This window comes from Psychrobacter sp. UBA3483 (assembly GCF_002377905.1).
Classification (GTDB): Bacteria; Pseudomonadota; Gammaproteobacteria; order Pseudomonadales; family Moraxellaceae; genus Psychrobacter.
The window spans coordinates 38,099-58,382 of sequence record NZ_DFQS01000003.1; the positions used below are offsets into that span (position 1 = coordinate 38,099).

19 protein-coding genes are annotated in these 20,284 nt (G+C 44.8%); 6 read left to right on the forward strand and 13 right to left on the reverse strand.

Annotation, left to right across the window (positions count from 1 at the left end; all coding sequences use genetic code 11):
- Positions 1–100: 100 nt before the first annotated feature.
- Positions 101–2,170 carry an ABC-F family ATP-binding cassette domain-containing protein gene (locus B2866_RS00255; RefSeq protein ID WP_296189348.1) on the forward strand — a complete coding sequence of 690 codons (2,070 nt, stop codon included), beginning with the start codon at positions 101–103 and terminating at the stop codon, positions 2,168–2,170.
- Between the two features lie 138 nt (positions 2,171–2,308).
- On the opposite strand, the gene B2866_RS00260 is transcribed toward B2866_RS00255, so the two are convergent.
- Positions 2,309–2,671 carry a septal ring lytic transglycosylase RlpA family protein gene (locus B2866_RS00260; RefSeq protein WP_102076714.1) on the reverse strand — a complete coding sequence of 121 codons (363 nt, stop codon included), beginning with the start codon at positions 2,669–2,671 and terminating at the stop codon, positions 2,309–2,311.
- 461 nt (positions 2,672–3,132) lie between these two features.
- Between B2866_RS00260 and B2866_RS00265 the strand changes: the two genes are divergently transcribed.
- Positions 3,133–4,122, forward strand: a complete 990-nt coding sequence (locus B2866_RS00265) for a DnaJ C-terminal domain-containing protein (RefSeq protein WP_296189352.1) — start codon at positions 3,133–3,135, stop codon at positions 4,120–4,122.
- Between the two features lie 130 nt (positions 4,123–4,252).
- Positions 4,253–4,576: a chaperone modulator CbpM gene (locus tag B2866_RS00270; RefSeq protein ID WP_296189354.1), complete on the forward strand. Its 324-nt coding sequence runs from the start codon at positions 4,253–4,255 to the stop codon at positions 4,574–4,576.
- A gap of 116 nt (positions 4,577–4,692) precedes the next feature.
- Here the strand turns inward: B2866_RS00270 and sstT are convergent, their stop codons facing one another.
- From sstT to B2866_RS00285, 3 genes are all read right to left on the reverse strand, one after another.
- Positions 4,693–5,895: a serine/threonine transporter SstT gene (sstT, locus tag B2866_RS00275; protein ID WP_296189357.1), complete on the reverse strand. Its 1,203-nt coding sequence runs from the start codon at positions 5,893–5,895 to the stop codon at positions 4,693–4,695.
- Between the two features lie 196 nt (positions 5,896–6,091).
- Positions 6,092–6,580, reverse strand: coding sequence for a DNA polymerase III subunit chi (locus B2866_RS00280; RefSeq protein ID WP_296189360.1), 489 nt, complete (start codon positions 6,578–6,580; stop codon positions 6,092–6,094).
- Positions 6,581–6,630: 50 nt separating this feature from the next.
- The gene (locus B2866_RS00285) at positions 6,631–8,283 is read right to left on the reverse strand and encodes a leucyl aminopeptidase (RefSeq protein WP_296189362.1); all 1,653 of its coding nucleotides are present in this window, start codon (positions 8,281–8,283) and stop codon (positions 6,631–6,633) included.
- Between the two features lie 514 nt (positions 8,284–8,797).
- Between B2866_RS00285 and B2866_RS00290 the strand changes: the two genes are divergently transcribed.
- Both B2866_RS00290 and lptG read left to right on the forward strand, forming a co-directional pair.
- Complete coding sequence (locus B2866_RS00290; RefSeq protein WP_296189364.1) at positions 8,798–10,087, forward strand: LPS export ABC transporter permease LptF; 1,290 nt, start codon at positions 8,798–8,800, stop codon at positions 10,085–10,087.
- Positions 10,087–11,328: an LPS export ABC transporter permease LptG gene (lptG, locus tag B2866_RS00295; RefSeq protein WP_296189366.1), complete on the forward strand. Its 1,242-nt coding sequence runs from the start codon at positions 10,087–10,089 to the stop codon at positions 11,326–11,328. The genes B2866_RS00290 and lptG overlap by 1 nt, the downstream gene beginning before the upstream one ends.
- Before the next feature lie 111 nt (positions 11,329–11,439).
- Here lptG and B2866_RS00300 read toward each other — a convergent pair whose 3' ends face one another.
- From B2866_RS00300 to recN, 9 genes are all read right to left on the reverse strand, one after another.
- Positions 11,440–12,048, reverse strand: a complete 609-nt coding sequence (locus B2866_RS00300) for a class I SAM-dependent methyltransferase (protein ID WP_296189367.1) — start codon at positions 12,046–12,048, stop codon at positions 11,440–11,442.
- 311 nt (positions 12,049–12,359) lie between these two features.
- The gene (locus B2866_RS00305; protein WP_296189369.1) at positions 12,360–12,698 is read right to left on the reverse strand and encodes a DUF3817 domain-containing protein; all 339 of its coding nucleotides are present in this window, start codon (positions 12,696–12,698) and stop codon (positions 12,360–12,362) included.
- A 44-nt stretch (positions 12,699–12,742) separates the two neighbouring features.
- Complete coding sequence (gene xerD, locus B2866_RS00310) at positions 12,743–13,681, reverse strand: site-specific tyrosine recombinase XerD (RefSeq protein WP_296189371.1); 939 nt, start codon at positions 13,679–13,681, stop codon at positions 12,743–12,745.
- A gap of 38 nt (positions 13,682–13,719) precedes the next feature.
- Positions 13,720–14,940, reverse strand: a complete 1,221-nt coding sequence (locus tag B2866_RS00315; protein WP_296189372.1) for a class I SAM-dependent methyltransferase — start codon at positions 14,938–14,940, stop codon at positions 13,720–13,722.
- A gap of 140 nt (positions 14,941–15,080) precedes the next feature.
- Entirely contained in the window at positions 15,081–15,407 is a 327-nt protein-coding gene (gene tusA, locus B2866_RS00320) for a sulfurtransferase TusA (RefSeq protein ID WP_296189373.1), read from the reverse strand.
- A gap of 76 nt (positions 15,408–15,483) precedes the next feature.
- The gene (locus B2866_RS00325) at positions 15,484–15,963 is read right to left on the reverse strand and encodes a hypothetical protein (protein WP_296189374.1); all 480 of its coding nucleotides are present in this window, start codon (positions 15,961–15,963) and stop codon (positions 15,484–15,486) included.
- 74 nt (positions 15,964–16,037) lie between these two features.
- Positions 16,038–16,592: a Holliday junction resolvase RuvX gene (gene ruvX / locus B2866_RS00330; protein ID WP_296189376.1), complete on the reverse strand. Its 555-nt coding sequence runs from the start codon at positions 16,590–16,592 to the stop codon at positions 16,038–16,040.
- A 72-nt stretch (positions 16,593–16,664) separates the two neighbouring features.
- Entirely contained in the window at positions 16,665–17,228 is a 564-nt protein-coding gene (locus tag B2866_RS00335; RefSeq protein ID WP_296189378.1) for a YqgE/AlgH family protein, read from the reverse strand.
- A 203-nt stretch (positions 17,229–17,431) separates the two neighbouring features.
- The gene (recN, locus tag B2866_RS00340; protein ID WP_296189382.1) at positions 17,432–19,111 is read right to left on the reverse strand and encodes a DNA repair protein RecN; all 1,680 of its coding nucleotides are present in this window, start codon (positions 19,109–19,111) and stop codon (positions 17,432–17,434) included.
- 545 nt (positions 19,112–19,656) lie between these two features.
- Between recN and B2866_RS00345 the strand changes: the two genes are divergently transcribed.
- Positions 19,657–19,992 (forward strand): pyrimidine/purine nucleoside phosphorylase, encoded by a 336-nt coding sequence (locus B2866_RS00345; RefSeq protein WP_068407914.1) that lies wholly within the window; start codon positions 19,657–19,659, stop codon positions 19,990–19,992.
- Positions 19,993–20,284 lie beyond the last annotated feature (292 nt).

A 20,284-nucleotide genomic window follows, 5' to 3' on the forward strand; every position in this document is an offset into this window, starting at 1 on the left:
CTATGCGCCAAGCGTTTGAAATAATAGCCGCCTGTAAACATGCCAGACGTATGTTTTTATTGCCTTATGTTTTATATTATTGTTGAGATGAAGAAATTATATGATCGAATTTAAAGACGTTGGCGTTCGCCGTGATGGTCGTGAGTTGTTTGCAGGGGCAAGCTTTCAGCTCCATCCGGGCCACAAAGTTGGCTTAACGGGCAATAACGGCACCGGCAAATCCACCTTGTTTGCCTTATTATTAACGCAAATGGGCACCGGCGATACCGAAGTGACGCTTGATAAGGGCGAAGTCAGCATTCCTGATAGCTGGCAGGTGGCACACATGGCGCAGGAAGTCGGGGCGAGCACACAGACGGCGATAGATTACGTGCTAAGCGGTGATGAGCAGTGGTATGAGATTAATGCGGCGTTAAATGATTTAAGCAGTGTCAGTGACGATCAGATTGGCGTTTTGCATCAGCAGTTTGATGAAATTGATGGCTATCGGACGCCGACCAAAGCGGCGCAAATCATGGCGGGTCTTGGTTTTAAGACCAGTCAGCATGAGTTACCGGTTGAAGGGTTCTCAGGTGGTTGGCGCATGCGCTTAAACCTTGCTAAGACCTTGATGAGCCGGGCCGATTTAATGCTCCTTGATGAGCCAACCAACCATTTGGATTTGGACGCCATTCTTTGGCTTGAGACCTGGATTAATGCTTATACCGGTTTGGTGATTGTGATCTCGCATGACCAAGCGTTTTTGGATGCCACCGTCGGCCATATCTTGCACGTCGAACAACAAAAAATCACCCTCTATACAGGTAATTATCAGCAGTTTATCCGTACCCGTCATGAGCGTATGGCGCAGCAGCAGCAAGCGTTTGAGAAGCAACAAGCGACCAAAGCCCATTTGGATGACTTTATTCGTCGTTTCCGTGCCAAGGCCAGTAAAGCCAAACAGGCACAAAGCCGTATTAAGCAGCTTGAGCGCATGGCAGAGCTGTCGCCGATGATGGCGGACAATCCGTTCTCGTTCCGCTTTTATGAGCCGGCCAATATGAGCTCGCCGCTGATAGAAATGAGCAATGCTGATATCGGCTATAGCGAGACGCCGCTTTTGCATAATGCCAACGTCCAAGTAACGCCCGACACCCGCCTTGGTTTATTGGGGATGAATGGCGCTGGTAAATCGACCTTGATTAAAGCCTTGGTTGGCGAAATTGGTATTTTATCAGGCAGCTACCGCGTCTCTGACACCTTAAAGCTTGGCTACTTTAACCAGCACCAAATGGATACTTTAGACGCCGCGGCGACGCCGATGCAAATGCTGCGCCGACTAGCAGGTAAAACCTCTGATGCCGAACTGCGCTCGTTCCTTGGCAGTTTTGACTTTCGCGGCGACCGTATCGATACCGCAAGTGAGCTATTCTCTGGTGGCGAGCGCGCGCGTTTGACTTTGGCATTGATCGTTTGGCAGCGTCCAAATGTGCTGGTTCTCGATGAGCCTACCAACCATTTAGACTTACAAATGCGTCAGGCTTTGACCATTGCCCTGCAAGGGTTTAAAGGGGCAGTGGTACTGGTATCGCATGACCGTGAGCTGATTGCCAATGTCTGCGACGAGCTGTTTTTAGTGCATGACGGCCAAATCGACGAGTTCGATGGTGATATCAGTGACTACGGTAAATGGCTAGCAGAGAAACGCAAACAAGAAAATGCCTCGGACAAAAATACCAGTAAGAAAAAGAACAAAAAAGATAATAAAAAATCTGTTTCACGTGAAACAGATGCAGGTTCGGCAAACAGTCAAATAACCAAACCATCAACCAGCCAATCAGGCAATCAAGTGAGCAGTAATGCGTCGACTGCACCCGCAACTAACAAAGCCGCCCAGCCTTTAATTAGCAAAGAAGAGCAGCGCAAATTGGCTGCTGAGCAGCGTAAGCTCACCGCACCGATACGCCGTGAGATTGAAAATACAGAAAAGGCATTGGCCAAAATTGATGAAAAATTGGCCGGTTTAGAAACCAAGCTTGCCGATACTGAGCTGTACGAAGAAAGTCGCAAAGCTGATTTATTGCTATTGTTAGATGAGCAAACCGCGCTCCAGCAGCAGCATAGCGACAATGAAGAAAAGCTGTTGCTAGCGATGACAAATTTAGAAGAAATGGAAGCGCGTTTTCAATAAAAAGTTGTCACGGCAAGGTGACCGCTTGATTATTTAAGCGCTTAACATAGTGACTATATATAGCCACTATATATAGCCCCTATAAAAACTCGTCGATATAAAAAAAGGGAGAGCCTGAGCTCTCCCTTTTTTATGCCATTATTCCATACGGTATTTACCATCTCCATAAGACAGTATTTTCATAGTAGTTGTGCAAAGTTCACAGTTTATTTGACCAGCAGCGGCTTTCGATAAATCCAATATACGACCTTTAATATAAGGTCCTCTATCGGTAATTTTTACGATCACGCTCTGCTTTGTCTTTTTGTTAGTCACTTGTACCTTCGTACCAAACGGCAGCGTTTTATGCGCGGCGGTGAGGGAGTTCATATTGAAGATACTGCCACTTGCGGTACGTTTGCCGTGGAACTTACTACCATAATAACTGGTGTTGCCGGCAAAAACGGTCGTACTTAACAGCAGCGATAAAGTGATGACTAAAGACTTGATTAAATAAGACATTTAATACCTATTTCTTGTTGATGAGATAGACAGATACTCTTGCCTATGTTATCCATACTCCCTGCGAGTACAAATAATAAAGGCATTTTACAAGAAAGAGCTTGTTATACCCTTACAGGTATGTAAAAGAACTACTAAGGTCAAAAGTGCGCTGTTATGTCTGCAAATCTATGATTCACCATAGCTCAATCCTCTTAACCACTCTTTAATTTTGTTAACAATATCTCCATTATTACTTATAAATATAGCCTTTATACTTAAGGTAACTATTTATTTGTCTAACAGTTTGGGTTGGTATTGTTGGCCGTTTATTATTGTTATGATGATATGTAGATGACAATAATAATGTTAACGACCATACGTTATATGCGTTATATCGCTCTCATACAAACCGGTCCATCGTTTCGTTTACATTGGCATAGCAGTCTTATTCACAGGCTTTTATATTGAGGAAAAATAACATGGCAGAGAAAAATTACTATGACATTTTGGGCGTCAAAAAAGATGCCAGCGATGCTGAGATTAAAAAGAAATATCGTAAGCTGGTACGCCAATATCACCCTGACGTCAGTGATGATCCAGACGCTGATAACAAAATCGCGGAAATCAACAATGCTTATGAAACCATCAGGGATAAAGACAAGCGTGCAGAATACGATGCCATGCTAGACAATCCTTTTGCTGGTGCAGGCGGCGCTGGGGGCTTTGGCGGTTTTGGTGGGCAATCTGCGGGCGCTGGCGGCCAAGGTGGTTTCCGCTGGGAAGACATCAAAGATCAGTTTGGCGAAGGTCAAGCTTATGGCGACGGCGGTTTTCGCTTCGATGATATTTTCTCCGCTTTTGGCGGCGGTGCGCGCGGACAATCGCAGCAGGGTGGTTTTAGGTCGCAAAATAGCCAAGGTCAAGACCAACATGCGGAGATTACCGTGGATTTGGCTTCGGTCTATAGTGGCGATGATTACAGTATCAAGCTAAATGTGCCCGTGCGTCAGCCAAACGGTAGTGTCGATTATGAAAATAAAACCCTTAAAATCAAAATTCCTAAGGGCATCACTGACGGCAAACAAATACGCTTAGCAGGACAAGGAGCTGCTGGTATCGGCGGCGGTAAAAATGGCGATTTATTTTTAAAGGTTAAAATCAGTCACGCTGATAATATCCGCATTGAAGGCGCCGATGTTTATCAAACCGTCAATATTGCGCCTTGGGAAGCGGCGCTCGGTGAAAAAATTACCGTTAATACCCCAGCTGGCTCGCTTGGGGTGACGATTCCTAAAAACAGCAAATCAGGTAGCAATTTACGCCTAAAAGGTAAAGGTATTCCTGCGAAGCAAGCGGGCAATCTATATTTGACCTTAAACATCGTCAATCCTGATGTCAGCAGCGAAGCGGCTATAAAAGCGTATGAGCAGCTTAAAGAAGCGTTTGCTGATACCAATATCAGCCGTTAATGACGGGTATTAACGGCTGGTATTAACGATTGGTGCTATCAGTTTTTAACTGTGATGAATCATGAGTAATCGCCCTGTAATAGAGATAAAGACCATACGATAAAATAAAGCGCAAACGAGGATAATCATTATGAAACACTCGCCTGAATTTACCGACATTATCTTGAGCCTAGATGAGCTTGTATCTGCTTGTGGACAAGAGCGCCAATGGGTCATCGAATTGCTTGAAGAAAATATTATCGAATATGATGTACCAGAGCGTCAGCAATTTACCGGTTATCAGCTGACAACCGTACGCCGTGCCTCGCGCCTCAGCCGTGACTTTGAAGCCAGTGTGCCGGCAATTGGTTTGATACTGGAGTTACTAGATGAGGTTGAGCAGCTGCGTCAATTTAAGCGCCAGCTTGATATGCAGATGCCGGTGATTGAAATAGACGTCGAGCATTTAAAATAGCCAATGTCTTATCATTGTCCATAAAAAAGAGTCTCTAAATGAGACCCTTTATACTATTAAAAATACCGCTTTAAAAATGACGGTTTTTAATTAAAACCAACGTCAATAATTAAAAATTAACGCGCATATTTTGGATCAGCGGCAGCGGTAAATAAGACGTCCGTTGACGAGTTTAAGGCAGTTTCAGCGGAATCTTGTACCACCCCGATGATAAAGCCAATTGCCACCACTTGCATGGCGATGTCGTTTGGAATACTAAATAAGCTTGCCGCCAATGGAATTAACAGTAGAGAACCACCAGCCACACCAGAAGCGCCGCAAGCACTAATCGTTGCGACCAAACTTAGTAGTAGCGCTGACGCAAAGCTTACTTCGATACCAAGAGTATGCGCCGCTGCTAGCGTTAAGACGTTAATGGTAATCGCCGCGCCCGCCATATTGATGGTTGCGCCTAGCGGAATGGTGACTGAATAAGTGTCTTCGTGTAGACCCAATTTACGCGCAAGGTTCATATTAACCGGAATGTTAGCGGCTGATGAACGGGTAAAAAACGCAGTAATCCCTGATTCACGCAGGCAAGTAAACACCAGTGGGAAAGGGTTTTTACCCGTCTTAACTAAGACAATAATAGGGTTGACCACCATCGCAATAAACAACATACAACCGACCAGTACCATCAAGATGCGCGCATAACCTGCTAGGGCGGCAAAGCCTGTCTCAGCGACGGTATTGGCAACCAAGCCTAAAATACCAAATGGCGCTAGCGCAATGACCCATTTGACCACTTGCGAGATGGCATCAGAAAAATCACTGACCACGGCGCGCGCGGTATCGCTGGCTTGACGTAGGGCAAAACCAATGATGATTGCCCACGCTAAAATACCAATATAATTGGCATCAGCGATGGCCTGCACAGGGTTGGCAACCAAATTCATCAGCAGGTTGGTGAGTACTTCTTTAAGGTTAGCAGGTGGTACTTGCTCAATGGTGGCATTGACCAATATCAGCTCGGTTGGAAATAAGAAGCTTGCGCCAACGGCGGTCAGAGCTGCCAAAAAAGTGCCAAACATATACATAATCAGCACCGGTTTGACATACACCTCATTGCCACTGCGATGTTGGCTAATCGCTGCCATGACCAAAATAAAGACCAATATCGGCGCGACCGCTTTTAGCGCCCCAACAAATAGCGTCCCTAATAGGCCCAGCGCAATACCGATATTTGGTGCCAGCCAGCCAATCAAAACGCCTAATATTAAACCGATAATAATAAGCGGTACCAGCCCTATACGCTGGTACATCGCAATCAATGAACGCATCTATACACCCTCGACTTAGTCAATAAATATGAGATTTATTATAAAACGGAAAAGTAATCGAAGGATGGTAGCATTTTTTTAAGATAAACGCCTACCTTTAACCCATGCCTACCTAGGCACATAAGGTTAAGTAAAAGTGATTAATGAGAAAAAATGAAAGTGTTTTTTAGGACGAGAAATAAAAGGGTCTTATAGCTTAAACCTTAAAATGTGTCAGCTCGTAGCCCAATTGCTGATAAGTTTTATATTTACGCCGACCTTCTTGCGTACTCTCAAGGTCAGGTTTTATGAGCTCAAGCACCCGAGTAGGCTGGGCGTTATTGGTCGCTGCCATAAAATTATTGACAGGATGGATGGTGGTATTTAAGACAATGCCTTTAAAATCCGCTGGCATATAACTGCTAAGTAAAACAGGGGCTAATGGCTCACTATTATCTTGCACAGGTTTACTAGCATCTTTAGGCTCAGAAATAGTAGCGTGCAAAAGTCGCTGATGCGGTATAAAGCTTGCGGCATCATATGACCATAGTGCCTCATCAAGTGTCGATAGCAATTCATCATCTTTATCTATGAGAATCAACAGCGACTGAGCGCTTTTATTCAGCGCTGTTTGGGTCAATTGACAAATAAAGCCCAAGATATCTTGGGCTTTACTTTCACTTAAAATATAAAAACTGATGTTCATAAATTCATTTTCATAAATTGGTTTTTTACCGATAGATTATTGATAATGGATTAGGCATTGTTTGCGCTGTTTTTAAGGTATTGCATAAATAGCGGAACAGGGCGACCAGTTGCTGCTTTGTCTTGACCAGAATTCCATGCCGTACCAGCGATATCCAAATGCGCCCATGCTTGACCTTCTTCAACGAAGCGCGATAAGAAACAAGCGGCTGTGATAGCCCCGCCACCTTTGCCACCGATGTTTTGCATATCAGCGATAGGCGAGTCAAGCTGTGTTTGATACTCATCATCTAACGGCATATGCCAGATTAAATCGCCCGATAAATGGCTGGCGTTTTCTAATTCAAATAACACGTCTTCGTCATTACTAAATACCGCTGAGCGCACGTGACCTAAGGCAACCACACAAGCGCCGGTCAACGTTGCCACATCTATAATGGCTTTTGGATTATAGCGCTGTACGTAGCATAACGTATCGGCCAACACCAAACGACCTTCGGCATCGGTATTTAAGATTTCAACCGATTTGCCGTTCATGGCTTTGACGATATCGCCTGGGCGCGTGGCCTCACCTGATGGCATGTTTTCCGCACAAGCTAAGGCACCAACAACGTTAATTGGTAGACGCGCTTCACATAAAGCTTTAATGGTACCGAGTACCGATGCTGAACCGCCCATATCAAATTTCATCTCATCCATCGCCGCACCGGGTTTGATTGAGATACCGCCTGAATCAAAGGTCACGCCCTTACCAACTAAGACGATAGGCGCGTCATTATTGACAGTTTTTACATCGCTGTTTTTGTCAGATTTTTTGCTGCCAGCTTTGGTCGGTAATTTATCCGCCAAGGCTTTTAGACCGCCCGTTACTTTTGCACCACTATTGGCAATTTTGCTAGCGCCGGCTTTAGCGCTAAAGTTAGATTTACCGCGGTACTCTAACAATACCAATTTACCTTCTTTGGCAGAGCCTTGAGAAACCGCTAAGAAGCAGTTCATACCCAGCGCTGACATCTCATCTTCACCTAAGACGGTGACTTTTAATAAGTCAGGATAAGCTTTAGCAAGCGCTTCGGCTTGTTCAGCCATGTAAGCTGGGAAGCAGATATTGCCCGGCTCATTGGCGACATCACGGGTTAGGCTTTGACCAGCGAATACCGCTTCGGCAAATGTTAACGCAGCTTCTAATGACTCGTCAGCCAATAAATAGATGTCGGTTAAAACAGGCGTGCTTTGCTCAGATTTGTATTTATCAAAACGGTAGCTTGCTGCCAATAAATTAAGGGCAAACTGGCTGAAATGATTTTCTTCTAGAGCATCACCTAAAGCAACGGTAATAGAGTCAACACGTTTTTGCGTGCTTTGATAAATGGTATTGGCGATTTTTTGCAAACCGCTGTGACCAAGCTTATCAAGATTACCCACACCGACGAGTAATAGCTGTACTGGGTTTTCTTTCGTGGTTTTCTTGTCGCCCGCTAAGGCATAATCTGCCACAGTTTCGCAAGCTTTACCGTTAAAATGCGACACCTCAATTAATTGCTCAATCCGGCTTTGATAATCGCTCAATTGCGCTTCAGCTAAGATATTTTTCTTATCATCGATGAGCACCACCAAGCAGGCGGCATCTTTACTTTTGGCTTCTTTTTTAAGTATTTTTTGTGTATGCGTTTTTGGTAGCGTTTGGGTTAATTTAATATTCATATAATTATCCTTATTAGAGTTATGAAATTAGCGTTATGAAATTGGCATGATAACAACGACAGGTTTCATTTAAATTGCTGATACCTGTTCAAGCGCTATTATCTATTAGTGGATTTGTTAAAGCTTTAGACTTTATTAATGCTTAGAACTCACTAACCATCACCCTAGTGTAGCATATTGCACGCTAAGTGCGCAGTGAGCAAGTATTAGACATAAAGCAAGCCTATACTGCAAATACTTAATAGAGTTGCTCTGATATTAAGTGAGGCTTATAACTCATATACACTATACGCCTTTTTGGTTTTAGCTATTATCCACTAAATAATCTAGCGTTATAGCAAGATAGAGGCAATGTTTTCCAACACATTTCACAGCCATTTTTGAGCAAAATATGCTAGGATTAGCGGTTATCTTTATCGCTACTGTTTATAACATAGCGCCAGTCAAACGTCGCTAAATTGTGCGCATACCAACCTTTTTCTAAAGAGTGCCTATTGTGATATTACGCCGCTATATGACTCAACAAGTTGCCTCAACGACCGCCTTGGTCTTGGGGTTTTTAGTGGTGATGATGCTCGGCGGCCGCTTAATCCGTTACTTTGGCATTGCTGCAGAAGGCAATCTGGACATCAGCCTATTATTTACCATCATTGGTTATAACTTGCCTTACTTTTTAGAGCTAATCCTGCCACTGGCATTTTTTATCGCGCTGATGTTGGTATTTGGGCGCTTATACGTCGACCAAGAGATGGCGGTGATTAATGCCAGCGGCGTGTCGCGTGGTAAGCTTGGACGTTTGATGACGCCGCTGATATTGGCATTATTTGTTGGGGAAGCGGCTTTATCTATCGTTGGTAAACCGTGGGGCGTACGCTCATCGGAAAGTGTTTGGCAGCAGCAAGCGTTGACCAGCGCTTTTGATTTGATTCGTCCCAATCAGTTTATCAGTAGTGGTAATTATCATTTGTATGTCGGCAGCTTGAGTGATGATAAAAAACAATTGCAAGATGTGATATTGATTCAATCTGAGCCTAAGCCTAAAGGCAGTGCGGCAAAAAATGCGGCCGTTGATGTCAATAACAATATCGACCCAGAAACCGCTGAGCAACTCAATATCCCAGAGCTGCCAAAAGCCCTTATAGGCAAGAATAGTATCAGTAAAGATACCATTACCCTTGCCAAACGCGCTCAGCAAGTAGATACCGGCAGTAGCGGCGTCACCCAATTGGATTTATTCCAAGGTCGCCGCTATGAAGTCGGCGCAGGCAGCCTAAAATACAACCAAGTGGGCTTTGATCGTTACCGTATTACTTTGACCGAATCCTCCAAAGAAGTCATCACCGAAGCCAATATTGAAACCCAAGCGATTGGTCCATTATGGCAAGCCGCAACGGGCAGTACAGCAGTGAATAGTGAAAATGCACTTCGAGCGGCGCAAGGGGAGCTTGGCTATCGTCTGGCTTTGCCTTGGCTGATGATTATCGCACCGATGCTCGCCGTGCCACTGGCGCAAGTACGTCCGCGTCAAGGTCGCTGGTTGCGCTTGTTCCCATCGATTTTATTATTTGTCAGCTGTGCATTGGGTATTATTTCTCTCAAAAATGCGGTGAGTAAAGGCAGTGTTAGCGTTTGGGCGTATGCATGGTTGGTATTAGGCTTTATGGCATTGGCGCTTTATATGAATTGGGGCAGCCGCGTCCAACATCGTTTGCGCTTTCGCAAACCAGATGAGCTGTTAACCGTCAGCGAGCATCAAGGCAATATTGACCATAAAAGCAATGGCTCACAAGGAGGACAATCCTAATGAGCGCTTTATTCTCTAAATCATCATCGTCTAATTCATCAAAGCCAAATTCGCCAAGCCATAAGCTAAAACTTGCGCCAAAACCAACCAATCTAAAAGTGCTCAGCCGTTACGTTAAACTAAACGCTTTGCTTGCCATCATCGGCGCGGTTATAGGCTTGTGGGCATTGCAGCTGGTATTTTCTTATTTGTCTGAGTTAGATTCGTTAGATGATAACTATACGATGGGCGAGGCGATTAAATATATCTTTTATCGCTCGCCGTACTTCTTAGAGCAGTTTATCCCAACGGGCGCGTTACTTGGCGCCGTGGTCGGTTTGGGTTTACTTGCCAATAAAAGCGAGCTGGTCGTCATGCGCGCCGCTGGCGTCAGTGTTTATCGTATCGTCGGTTGGGTGTTGCAGCCTGCCTTGATTTTTGTGCTATTGGCATTGGTGATTAATCAGTTTGTCCTGCCGTATTCGAATCAATTGGCGCAAGAGATTAACGATCAAGACAATAGCTCGCTTGTCACCTCGGTACGTGGTTATTGGACGGTGCAACCACGCTTTGAGAGTACAAAAGACGGCAGTGCTAAGCCAGATGGCAGCGATATTTTGTATATCGATTATGCCGATGTGCAAGGCAATATCGGCGAAGTTAAACGCTGGCATTTGGATAATAATGGCAATCTGCAAACTGCCATTCATGCTGAGGGCGGCAAATATATCGGCCGCGAAGCGATAGATACTAATAGCAGCAAACCGAGCGAGCAATATCGCTACGAGTGGCAGTTGAATAATATGACCAAGCTGATGATTGGTCAGGGCTTTGAGAGTAGCCAAGCTATTGCACCGTCAGATACCTTGAGTTTGCCTTTTGCCCCTGAGTCGGTGTATTTACTCACTCGTAAAGCCGAAGATTTGTCATTGACTCAGTTATATGAGCATCGTCAATTTATGCGCAGGCAGGGCACGCGCTCGTTGAGTCATGAGTTGGCATTTTGGCAAAAGCTGCTCTCACCGTTATCGATTTTATCGCTGGTGATTGTTGCCTGTTCATTCGTCTTTGGCTCACTACGCACGCATAGCTTGGGCTTACGCATCGTGGTGGCATTACTATTTGGCTTGTTATTTAGTTACGTGCAAGACTTGGTTGGCTTTGTTGCACTCGCGACTGGATTTTCGCCGTTATTAATGGTGCTATTACCGATTATAGCCAGTGCGATGTTGGGTGGATATTTGCTGAAACGGCAAATGTAACCTTAAAAATGTAATTGTAAAAATATAGCTCTAAAAGTTTAGGTAAAAAAATCCCGCTAACATGATAATGTGTTAGCGGGATTTTTTGTGCAGCTTTTAAGCTGCTTAAGCTTAGTCTTTGGTCGCCATGGTAATGGTATAGGTTTTACCTTGTTTAACCTTTTCGCTATTGCCAAATACTTCGGTAAATGAGCGCTTCATAAACTGACGTAGGCCATTAATGGTCACCACATAAAAACGCCCACCTTGACGCATACGTGCATAGGCATCAAGGAAATACAGATAATGCTGCTCTTTACCTACTTTGGCCGGCAAGTTCGACATCACAAGGCTAAAGTCTTTATCCTTTGCCACATGATTAAAGCCGTTAGACAAATGCACATCGACATTTTTTAGACCGTTTTTCTCGCAATTACGGCGCGCATATTCTACCGCCATAAAATCTTTATCAATCAAGGTATGCAGACCATTCGGGCATTCACGCGCCGCCGTCATACCAAGCACGCCATAGCCACAGCCCAAATCTATCGAATCATCATCCGCTTGAAAATCCACATAATCAAGCAGCATCAAACTACCATCATCGAGCTTTTGCGGTGAAAAAATACCCCACGTGGTCGCAAAATCAAACGGCTTGCCCAGCACATCTTGACGAAAATGAATGTCTTCACGCCAGTGTTCGGCATTTTTTAGTAGGTCAGCAGGGGGTCTATGGCTCATGGAATTCTCGGATTATTTAATAAATAGAAGGTTAATATACTATGGCAGGTATTGTAACGAGAAAAGGGCAGGTTTGCAGCATCCTATTAATAGAATTGTATGGTGGGGAGTTGTTATTGCAAAAATTGTGATGGGAGTCAATCTTGCTATCCGCTACTATCAGGACTAAACCGCGCCGCAAGGCGACTGTTATATGATTGCGAATATATGATTGCGTCATTTGAAGATGGGTAGGGTGTGGCATGCGCACCTGAATCAAAATGATGTCTAAAATTGGTGCGCGAGGTGCACCCTACATCTTTATCTAACCCCTATTTCCCCAACCGCTTCTTTAATAAATGATCAAATATAAACGGACCAAATGGCAAAAACGAGCCAAGCACACCTGCAGGCATTGCCCATAGCGGCATTTTTATTTTGTTAGTTGCAATCAGTAGCATCAAAATATAGGCGATAAACAATCCCCCATGCGCCATACCGACATATTTCACTGCTTCAGGAATACCTAACATGTATTTTAGTGGCATGGCGACACCAAGTAATACTAAAAAAGAAGCGCCTTCCAAGTAACCCATGATGGTAAGGTTTTTGAGGGCAGAATTTTGCCCTTTTGTTAGGGTAGGCAAAGTAGATGGCTGAGCTTGCAACACGTTATATTCCTTTTACAATCATCAATAAATCTTTAATTTCAATTTTAACCGCGCGGATGATGCTCGGCATGCAACTTCTGCAATCTCGCCGTCGCCACATGGGTATAAATCTGTGTCGTTGATAAATCACTGTGCCCCAATAATAATTGCACGCTACGTAAGTCTGCGCCGTGATTTAATAAATGCGTAGCAAAGGCGTGACGTAAGGTATGCGGTGATAATTCTTTATCAATGCTGGCGATTTTGGCGTATTTCTTTAATAGATACCAAAAGTTCTGCCTTGTCATATAGCCGCCTTGCGCGGTCAAGAACACCGCTTGGCAATTACCCGATTTCAAATGCGCAATTAAGTCGCCACGAGCATGCGTTAGATAATCTTCTAGCGCCTCTGCTGCATATTCGCCGAGTGGCACTAAGCGGGTTTTATTCCCTTTACCGGTAATTTGTAGCCAACCAGAGTTTAGGTTCACTTGCTCAAGCGATAGGTTAATCAACTCACTGACGCGCAGACCGCACGCATAGAGCACCTCTAACATGGCTTTATCACGTAGACCGAGCGCTGTGCTGCTATCAGGTGCCGCCAATAGGTTATCGACATCTGCCTCGCTCAAATCCTTTGGCAGTGGACGACCTAATTTGGGGCTTTTGATACGCTCGCACGGATTGTCCTCGCGCAGATTACTAGCAATCATCCATAGATAGAACTGGCGCAAGCTTGACAGCATGCGTGCTTGCGTGCGTGGGGTTTTGCCGTCTTGGGTAAGAGTAGATAGACAGTGCAGAACGTCTTCAGGCTGCCATTTCGTCAGCGCAATAGGATTGGTCAACTCGCAAGAACGTAAATCGCGCACATAAGCGTTACGCGTCCGCGTCGCAAGTCCACGGGCAAGCATCGCTTGTCGAAACTCAGTGATATAAGTAGGTTCATCATCAACGGCTAGCGCTTTAGGTTGGCGCTGTTGCACAGCACGGTCGCGGCTCATAATTTGATACTCAATGATTAATTATCAATTATTAAAGTTTAGGCAGCTTCTAAGCACCATAAAGAAGTAACCTCGCTACTCCTCGCCGCAAATAGTGGATCGGTATTATCTTGGCTGCGACCATGCTTAGGTTTGGTATCGAGACGATATTTTACTTTCAAGCCACTATCTGCAAACCAGCCTAATAGTTCCTCACGAGTGCGCAGTTGCAGGTGCTCAGCCAAATCCGACAGAATCAACCAGACTTCTCCTTGCTCAGCTAAATGAGATTTCGCGCCCTGCAAAAATCCACGCAGCATCGCACTGTTGGCATCATAAACGGCATACTCTAACGGCGAGCTTGGCTTAGCAGGCAACCAAGGCGGATTACAGACAATCAGGTTGGCGAGCGGCGCATCAGTCGGATAAAGGTCTGCTTGCTGCAACTGTACATTAGCTAATTCTAATCGCATAAAATTTTCGCTGGCGCAGACCAACGCCCGCGGATTTAAGTCGGTAGCAATCACCTGTTTGACACCGCGCTGCGCTAAGATAATAGCCAGCAAGCCAGTGCCCGTACCAATATCATAAGCGACATCACAAGTATCTGGCAGCGGCGCATCGAGCAATAGCTGTACATACTCATGGCGGGTTGGCGCAAAAACGCCATAATGCGGGAATATCGATAGACCTAGGCTTGCAATTGAGACGCCTTTTTCGCGCCACTGAGCTGCGCCAAGCGCCCCTTGTAGGTCACGAAACGACAGTACACATGACTCTTTCAGCTCGCCAAAAGCAGCTATACAAGCTGCACTCATATCAGGGGCGCGGCGTAATTGGCTGACATAATTGGCATCAAGTTCTAATAGCAAACGGCTTAATATGCGCGCACGCTGCGCTTGGATTTGGCGCTGCTGATGAAATAAGTTGGGAATATCTTTGGATAACTCTGAAGATTCAGCTGCAGTTTTATTAGACTTAGCAGACTGATTTGCTGCTTTTTTTATTTTACGCTGCTCAGAGCGCTCATTGGTACGCTCGATACGTCGATTGAGCGCTTGTAGCAATTGCCGTGCATTATGAAAGTCACCGCGCCACAGTAGTGAAGTACCTTCGCACGCCAAACGGTAAGCCTCATCGGCGGTCGTCTTATCATCGACCAACACAATCCGCACAGGCGGCACATGATTGCTTTCTGATAACCAAAGTGCTTGATGTAAGGTTTCGTTTCCGTCTTTGTTTTCCTGCCACTGCACATACTGCTTTTGGGTTGCTAACACGCTATCTACCTTTAATTTGTGAATGATATATTTCGTACAAAGCAAAGATATCTTGATGCTATTAGTGCTATTACTTTATTAATGTACTGACGTTCTTAGTGCTGTTAGGGTACTAATGCTCTAGGCTTAATCAAATGCATTTAAGCATTCTTTTTCTTGACCAAATACCGATAAAGCGTGGCGTTAATAGGCGCGTTATTATCGTCAGCAACTGTGATTTCATCAGGATCAATATCTAACGGCACATTTTCAGCAAGCGTTTCTTGCTGCACAAGTTCATGCCCCAAATGACGGCAAAAATTAGGAATATCGCGAGTGGTCGCAGGGTCGGTGGCGAGTATTTCAATCACCGCACCGGCTTCGGCTTTACGGATGGTTCGATGCAGCATCATCACTGGCTCAGGGCAAATAAGCCCTTGGGTATCTAAATGATGTTGAATCATGCTATCAGATATTGAAGTTGTCATAGTCGTCGTTTTAAATTAATAAAAGGTTAAATTTTTTTGCTATCTATTGCTTAGCATTATTTTCTGTTCAGCTGTTTTACACTTCTTCAGCGATTTCAGACTCTTTTTCAGCGTCTAAGAAATTAAAAAAGCGTTTAAAGCTCACTTTAAATAAAAAAGCCACCCCAAGCCAACACGCCAAACCTAACCAAGCAGTATCGGCAAATAATAACCCGCCAAGTAATATCACCATCGATACGCCAATACTCATGGCAATCATCGATGGCTGATTTAAGCGATAACGATAAATCACCAGCGCATCATAAATAGTAATAGGAATCGTGAGCGCCACCAAAGCGTAGGGCAAGTTATAGAACAATTGATAAAGCAGCTGATTGTCATGAAAGGCTTTGATACTGGCAATGGTGCCAAAGACCATAAAGGCGAGAATAGCGGCATAAATAAGATAAATTGCTATCTGGTTTGCTCGCTGAGCGCCTTTGATACGCGCAATCGCGAGCGGCGCAAAGCCACGCTGAGAGCTGTTTTGCAACGATTGGTCTGAGACAGTGGTCATATTAATCAGTCATTTATTCGTTTAGATGATATAGCAAAGAGGGGCGGTATATTAGCAATGGACTTACTGCTATCTTAATCCGCTTTAATGGCGTCGATAGCGAGACTGCTACTCGGATCAGCAAAATACGTCGACATCAAGATACAGGCGGAGATATCATCAATCGGATCGCGCTCGTTTTTAATCCAACCGTTTTCCCACGCAATTTCGCGTGCTGCTACCGAGGTCAGGCGCTCATCGCAGAGAGAGACAGTGACGGGTAAATGCTGTTCCATAATTCTATGCGCTAAGCGGCGGGCAAATTTGTGCGCCCGCTTAGACAGCATCGAGCTGCTACCATCCATATTCAGTGGCAATCCGACCACCACTTTTGCCACGCCCCAAACTTTGATAATACCGAGCAGATTATCCCAATCAGGCTGACCGTTATTCATCGCCAAGATATCAAAGGCGCGCGCAGTTTCGGTAATGCTATTACCTAACGCCATCCCCATCTTTTTGACGCCATAATCGAGTGCCAAAATAAGATGCGGCTTAATCGCTGGTTCAGTAGCGTTATCAGCATTTATAACGTCTGTGCTATCAGTAGTTATAGCGCCCGCGCTATCTGCAAGAATACTATTGACCATAATTTGGGGTATTTCCTATTTCTGTCGTCATTAAGCAAATGCTGCTCAGTATATAGCACTTAATATATAACGCTAGGCATGACCAATATCGCTGCTCAAATAGTCAAAGTTAACGCCAATTTTATCGGCAGCGATTTGCCAACGCTCTGCAAATGGCGTATCAAACAATAAATTTAAATCAGCAGGACAGACCAGCCAGTCGCCACTTGCAAGCTCTTGGTCGAGCTGTTTTTTGCCCCAGCTGGCATGACCTAAGCACAGCTGATAATGCCCAACACCCTGACCGGCGCCGATGCGTTTTAGGATATCTTGACTGGTGGTGATACAGACGTTTTCTGATATGGCAAAAGACGACGCCCATTCTGGTTGACCAGTATGCAGGACAAAACCGACTTCTGGATACATAGGACCACCTTCTAACGCCATATCTTCCATCACTTGCGGGTCGGTCACTTCGATACCTAAATCTTCTAGCAGTTTGCCGACGCGCGCTTGCTCTATCGGACGATTGACCATCAGACCAAGCGCCCCATGTTTATCATGGCGACAGATATAAATCAGCGCCTGCTCAAACCGTGGGTCTGACAGCTCGGGCGCCGCGATTAAGAAGTGATGGGTCAAATTGGCTTTAGACATATAAACAAACGCAACCTAATATTAAAGGTGAAATTATTAAGAGGATAGACCACTATATGGCGTTTAGGCGTAAAAAATCAACTAAAGCAAATATTTAGCGATTGTTTGCTAAAAGACTGTACTCTCGACTGGTCATTATTTGCGAGTTATTTTCTACTAACCATGTACCTGCCAGCTATTTAGTAGCCATCACTCGATAATCATTATTTAACATCACTTAATAAGCTACGTGCATGGTCACGGGTGACATCAGTGATGGTCACACCGCCAGACATACGGGCCAGCTCATCGACTTGCGCGCTATCGGTCAAAATTAATAACTCGCTCTCAGTTTGCTCATCATGATGTTTTTGTACCAAGATATGCTGATGCGCTTGTGCCGCAACTTGAGCTTGGTGAGTAATGGCCAATAACTGCTGCGTCTGTCCAAGCGCGCGTAACAGCTCACCAACCACTTGCGCGGTGCCGCCACTGATACCAACATCGACTTCATCAAAGACGAGCATCGGCTTGGCAGCATTATTATCAGCATTGGTCGCTTGCAATACCTGCATGACCAGTGCCATCCGCGACAGCTCACCACCTGAGGCAATTTTATGCAGTGGTTGCATGGGCATACCGACGTTGGCGCTAAACAACAAATCGATATCATAGCAGCCTTGACCATTATACTGGCTAGGGTCGGTCTTTTTGGTAAAGACAAACTCGCAGCGCGCATTTGGCAGGGCAAGCGGTTGTAATTGCGCGATCAGCTGTTTACTGACTTTTGGTGCCGCTTTTGAGCGCTGTTTATTAAGCTCAGTGGCAAGCGCCAGATACGCCTGCCACGCTTGCTCGATTTGCGCTGCCATCGCATCGCTACTTGGCTCATTTTCTAACTGTTCTAATTGCGCTTGCCACTGTTTTGCTTCATCAATCAAATCGCTTGCGGGCAAGCTATGCTTACGCGACAAGCGGTGCCCAAGACTGATTAAGCTATCGAGTGTTTGCAAGCGCTCAGGGTCGGGTAATTGCTGCTCAGCATAATCCGATAGTAAGCCTGTGACCTCAGTGATTTGCTGCTGCGCCAAATGCAACTGTTCGGACGCCTGCTCAAAGGTTTGACTGACGCCCATTTGATTGTCGCAAAGCTTAATCGCTTGCCCGAGCAAGGTCATGACATCCGGCTCATCAGTGTCATTATCGAGCAGGTGCAAGCCGTGACTGGCTTCCGTCATCAACGCTTCGATATTAGACAGCTCTTCGTGCTCCGCTTCAACTTCTGCATAATCAACCGCGAGTAGCGGCGCAATGTCAGCAAGCTGGCTTTGCAACAATTGAATGCGATCTTGACGCTGAGCTTCGCGGCTGGCGATATCATCAGCGCGGCGTTTGAGCTGCTGATAAGCTTGATAGCTGCTTGTCGTGTGTACAGCAAGTGGCGTGATTTGTGCCATCTCGTCAAGCCACTGCACCACAAATTGTGGCTTTAGCAAGGCTTGCTGGGCATGTTGACTATGAATGTTTACCAATAAAGCGCCCAAGCTTTTAAGTTCCGCTAAGCTGACCGGCGTGCCATTTAACCAGGCTTTAGAGCGGCCTGTATTACTAAGCTGACGGCGAATCAGGACTTCAGGTTCTTCTAAAGGGCGCTCGTTTTTGGCAAACCATTCTGCCACAACGTCATTATTTTCTACATCAAACTGCGCATAGATATCAGCATATGCCGCGCCGTGCCTGACCATGGCACTATCAGCGCGCTCGCCTACGCACAAAGACAGCGCATCTAGTAATAATGACTTGCCAGCACCTGTCTCACCGGTGATGACATTGAAGCCTTCAGCCATGCTCAGCTCATGCTGAGCAATCAATGCAAACTGCTGTAAAGTTAATGATACGAGCATCAACGCCTCTCATGGCAGACAATAAATATCAGCAATTAGGCTGATTTTTAGGTCTACAATAGGATAAGTAAAGAAAAACAGCTTTGGTATATGGTGCTAATAAGATAAAGACAGTTGGCAAATATTATGGTGGCAAAAGGTAGGAAATACAAATTTTAAAGGTAATCAAAGCTAGGTATTCATTTAACAATAAGCGCAACTTTCCTAGTCGCTGTAACAAACTTTATAGATATAATGTGGTAGCATAATCTCACATAATGATAAACTCTTACCACCAGATTTTCATACAATCTGCTATCTATGATGTTTCTAGTAAAAGACGAGAGGTGAGTTCATGCTAGATAAAGTAAGCGTTTCATCATTACTTTTCATAGTGTATTCTCTATGCGAGTCTTTATTTGGTTAACAGTTATATCGAGCTAAATATAGAGTGAATCGTCAAAAAGTTGTAATAGAACTGTCATTTAAGCGATGAGTTATTCTGCTATTTAGTTTTTCAATTTGGTCTTTTAGTTTGGCAATAATTATTTGATAAGGAAGCCACTATGACAGCGGCGCAATTTACCAATGTAACAGTCAATGCTCAAGCCACGATATCCTACGATGGTCGTTGCTCAAGCCATACCATTATGTTTGAGGACGGTCGCCATAAGACGCTCGGGGTTATTTTGCCTTGCGACAATTTGGTTGAGCACTATCACTTTAGCACCAATACTTCGGAGCGCATCGAAATCATCAGCGGTGAGTGTGAGGTCAAAATAAACGGTGAGGAAGAATTTAGCTACTACCGCGCAGGACAGTCATTCGTGGTCGAAGGCAATAGTGGTTTTAATTTGCGTACAGAAGAAATCGTGCAGTATATCTGTCATTTAGAAGGTTAAGCTGGCTAAAAAATCATACGATTAAAGGTGTCAAAAGGCAACTTGCCACACCTTTAAATAAACAATTTAGAAGAAATAAACCTTGTGCGAAGGTTTATTTCTTTTTTTTGGGCGATTATTTTAATAATCTTTCGTTTCGCCACGCGTTAATTGCTACAATTATCGTTATATAGGCGGTCCGCTACAAGATGAACATAGAGCTACTGGTATTCATTTTGCGCAGCCTCTGTCTGCGTAAGCACAGCAAGCAAGGAAAATGAATACCAGTAGCGCGTTATTACACTTGTACTGA